Genomic DNA, 3,688 nt, shown 5'->3' on the forward strand with positions numbered 1-3,688 from the left:
AATGAGAGCAGATAACCTGGGGAAGTGAACTTTATGCGACAGAACCGGAAAGTATATGTTATACAGAAATGGTGAAAACTTAAAAAAAGAATTTTTACATTATCTATCAAATAAAAATAGCATTACTATATTTTCACCATACATAAAAGCAACGGCGTTGCTAGAATTATTGGACTCTCCAAACCTAAACTGCGAACAAATTATTGTCCGCTGGGATCCGAAAGATATCGCAATGGGCTCGTCTGACCTAGAAGTTTATCAAATTTGTAAAGATAGAAATATTACTCTCTTCATAAACAACCGTATCCATCTCAAGTTATATACTAATAATTTTAATGATGCTCTATTAGGTTCATCAAATATATCTGCACGAGCAATTAGTGAGAAAAACAATCATTTCAACTATGAAGTATCAACATATGTTGAGTCAATAAGTAGAGAAGATCGGCTCTATCTTAATAGAATCATTCAAGAAAGCATTCTTGTAACGGATGAAATATACGATGTTATTAAACACCAAATTCCAGATATCACACCAGAAATAGAAAATATAATCTTTGAGTTACCAAAGGCTATTATTAGTAATTCTGATTTTCTCATTACAAAATTACCGATGATTGATAACCCAGCCCTATTGTGGGAGCTATACTCAGGAATATCAGACCCAGAATCATCGCAGGAAGAAAATTGTCTTTGCCATGACCTAGCTCTTTATAACATTAGTGCAACAGCACTGACCAAAGAAGAGTTCATCGCAAGTCTAACTATTAATTTCCTCGAACTTCCCTTTATTGCTTCATTCTTAAAACAAATAGACGAATCTTCATACACCAACAGGAATGGAGAAATAAGAGAGGGATTATCATTTGGGGCTGTCAGAAGATGGTTTTCTGAGAACACCACAACCGCCCCAGCCCCTAGACCTTTTGAATTAACAATAAATATACAAATACTTTATACATGGATAGATTTTTTGTCATCCGGAAAATATAGCGTAACAGTTCCTGGTCGACATTCTCAAGTTATTAAAAGAAATCATTGAGCTACATGCTAGTTAAACATGTAGCACTCACAGGTCTCACCGACAAAACAAATTTCTCAGCTTTAATATGTTATCTAAAAATCATCACTCTCTTCGTCAGACGAATCAAGAAACTCACTAATAATCATCCCCCATTCACGCCTAATGCTATTTAAATACTTTAGTCTTTTATCATCAGTCGTTTCATTCATTACTCTAGCAAAACCGGCAATAGTAGTTTGCATTACTTCAAGTTCCTCTTCTCCAAGCTTACTAACTAGCTTTTGAAAAAAAACATGGTTAGTATTGAATAAAACAAGTGTCAGCCCTTTACTCGTTGATACATCAAAGAATGCTTCAGAATCTCTGGCAACATTTTCAATTAAAAATCGGTTGCCAGTTAAAATTAAACGCTCCGCTTTTTCTTCTGCTTCCTCTTTAGAAGATACACCCTCATTAATAAGGTGAGATACGATATCTGTTTTTTTCAACTCCTCAGATACAGTGTCTGTTTTATGGCCATGCTCCTCTCGTGTTAGAGCTCCTTTAGTTGCATTACTTGCAGCTAACTCTGAAGTAGCTTCAGTTTCAACAGCCTCTCTTCCTTTCACCGCCTTACCATCTACTTTTATTGTCAACAACGATTTAGTTAATGCAGTAACTTGTTTTTTTATCGCTGACGTAACTTTTAAAACTTGCCTTAATGAGTCGCCATTTTCATCTAAGTCTCTTAAATACTCTTGTTCTGAATCAAAACCAGCTTGCGTACTAAGATTACCAAGTTCATATGGAACTAGGAGCACAGCGTCTTGTTTATTATTTGTCACACCAAATACTGAGTCTAATGTTGGTGGAAATGCAACCTCAATACCAACAAACCTACCTTTATTTTCTCTTAACGCAGAGGTTAAAAACAAGTCTCTTAATACAAGTTCTCTATTAGCCCTCATAATTGAAATGCCAATATTTTTTTTACAATGTTTTCCCCATCGAGTTCCCCCTAGTTTACTATTGATAGGCACATCTTTTAAAATCCTATCTGCTATATTCTTTTTGATCATTGATGTAGTAATTGTTACATCATCACGTTTAATTGAACCATCTTCAGCTGTATATTCAACAGAGATAACCTCTCTGTCTATTAACTCAAAAAAGGCTTCATTTTTATAACTACCAGGCAATTCTGGTAGCGTAGTTTGTTTCTTCAAGTACATAGGATCGTTTGCTTTAAACGAATCACTACTCCTCCAAACATCTAACAAATCATTATCTGCCTTTCTGTACGTTCTACTCTCAATTTTTATATTGTCATTACTAATAAAGTTTCTATACATTCGACCAATCAAGTTCTCACAATGCCGGTAAATAGATTGTCCAGTTTTCCAACTTAATCGGTCTAAATTTGACCAAATAATCAATGTACCGGATTCAGGCATTTTATTACTAAAAAAGGCTCGCATATATTTTTCAGAAATTAGCTTTTCAACAGGTTCTGGCACTGTTTCCAGACTACCCTCTTTCATTTCATTTACATCCAGATATGTATAAAATGCTTTACTACCATTTTGCCAACTCCAAACTTCCACCCTTTTACATTGTGATATAGATGAATTAGGCAACCCCATTCCAAATTTCCCCATACCCTGTTTATCATGGCGATGATTACCTCCACCAAACTGCATAGCAGTTCTCAAAGTATCAGGATCCATACCGCCCCCATTATCCCATATGGATATTTCTGAAACGGTGTAAGGAGTCCTGTTACTATTATTAATGGACTGCTTTTGCTCTTCAATAAATCCAACTTCGACTCGTGTAGCTTTAGCTTGCAGACTATTATCAATCAACTCAGCAACTGCATACGCCGTATTGACATAACCATTATCACGTAATGATTCAATTACCATTTCTGCACTTAGAAATCTAATATCCAATGTTTACTCCTCTTTTTTCGCCCACATATCATTCCAATATTCAAAAGCTAAATTAATACTTTGAAATTCTGGAATATCATCCATTACTGTATATATCCTACACTCTTTATTCCCACCACTCTTATAACCACGCATAGCCCGCCCAGCCATTTGTAGGTATTGAACTAAAGAATTCGTAGGCTTTGCAATTACAGATACATTAGTTTTAGGTGCATCAAAACCAGCGGTTAGTACATTAAAATTAACTAAAACCTGTAATTTCTCCTCTTTATATTGCTGAATTTTAACCCTACGACTTTCTGATGAATCATTCTTACTATCAATTGATGCAACTAAAATCCCGTTATAGGCTAATGCTATCGCTAGATTAACCGCATGCTCAACGGTACATGCAAACAAAATAACCTGTGAATTCTTCTGAATACATTCCCTTATTACGGTACTTAATATTTGCTTATTTCTTTCAACATTACTTGCAAGAGCTTTCATGGTTTCTAGGCCGCCAGCATCTTTTAATTCATGTGCAGCAATACCTGAATAATTATAATTTAGTGATTTGAAATTTGCTTTGGCTAAGTAGCCCCTCTCAACTAAATAATCTATAGGGGATAGATAATCTGAAACCCTCATCGACACCTTATTATGATAGAAAAATTCAGCCAATAATTTATCTTCAGCAGAAAGGCCATCTGAAGAATAACTCCTCCCTGGTGTTGCAGTTAACCTAATCAAA

At 35.2% G+C, this 3,688-nt stretch carries 3 protein-coding genes; 1 reads left to right on the top strand and 2 read right to left on the bottom strand.

Translation table 11 applies throughout. The features are described 5' to 3' along the window. The first annotated feature begins 55 nt into the window (after positions 1 to 55). Positions 56 to 1,042, top strand: a complete 987-nt coding sequence (locus CDZ78_RS19250) for a phospholipase D-like domain-containing protein (protein WP_087871414.1) — start codon at positions 56 to 58, stop codon at positions 1,040 to 1,042. Between the two features lie 74 nt (positions 1,043 to 1,116). On the opposite strand, the gene CDZ78_RS19255 is transcribed toward CDZ78_RS19250, so the two are convergent. Together CDZ78_RS19255 and CDZ78_RS19260 are read right to left on the bottom strand one after the other, a co-directional pair. Beyond that, positions 1,117 to 2,955: an ATP-binding protein gene (locus CDZ78_RS19255; protein WP_087871415.1), complete on the bottom strand. Its 1,839-nt coding sequence runs from the start codon at positions 2,953 to 2,955 to the stop codon at positions 1,117 to 1,119. A gap of 3 nt (positions 2,956 to 2,958) precedes the next feature. Beyond that, a partial coding sequence (locus CDZ78_RS19260; protein WP_280175608.1) for a DEAD/DEAH box helicase occupies positions 2,959 to 3,688 on the bottom strand: 730 nt, incomplete at its 5' end.

The sequence above is a fragment of the Bathymodiolus platifrons methanotrophic gill symbiont genome (genome assembly GCF_002189065.1).
In the GTDB taxonomy this organism is placed as follows: domain Bacteria; phylum Pseudomonadota; class Gammaproteobacteria; order Methylococcales; family Methylomonadaceae; genus Methyloprofundus.